The 428-nt window shown below is 63.3% G+C and carries 1 protein-coding gene; it reads right to left on the bottom strand.

Annotated features, from left to right (window positions below; genetic code table 11):
- A partial coding sequence (locus RNB18_RS52570) for a M24 family metallopeptidase (RefSeq protein ID WP_311721126.1) occupies positions 1-396 on the bottom strand: 396 nt, incomplete at its 3' end.
- Between the last annotated feature and the right edge of the window lie 32 nt (positions 397-428).

The raw sequence follows: 428 nt of genomic DNA, 5'->3' as shown, positions 1-428 counted from the left end.
GTTGTACCGCCACGGGATTTCCGCAGCGCCGTAGGAGCCGACGTCGAGGGTGTGCTTGTAGCCGGGCCGGAGTTCGTTGGCGAAGGACTCCTGCTTACCCATCAGGTGCCCGACGTTGCGCTTGCGGTAGATGGTGTTGAAGTCGATGTCGTCTCCGAGCATGCCGATCTCGATCATCCGGGGCAGATGCGGCTCGAGGAAGCGCATGGTGCCTTCGTGGACGCTCTCGCACACCACGCCGGGTCGCAGCTGGCCGATGATCCCGTCACGGACGACGGTGAAGAAGAACGCGTACGCCTCTTTCGCTTCGGGGGTGCGCGGTAGTGACCGGGCCATGTCCGACGTCGCAAGGGTAACTCCATCGATGCTGACCCGAACCCCGGCGTCGAGCTGGATGCATGTGGTGCTGTGGTCGATCGGATAGTCGA

Origin of the sequence: Streptomyces doebereineriae (genome assembly GCF_031845645.1) — a bacterium.
Lineage (GTDB): Bacteria > Actinomycetota > Actinomycetes > Streptomycetales > Streptomycetaceae > Streptomyces > Streptomyces canus.
Note: the sequence above shows the minus strand (reverse complement) of the source record. Positions and strands in the feature narration are given on the sequence as shown.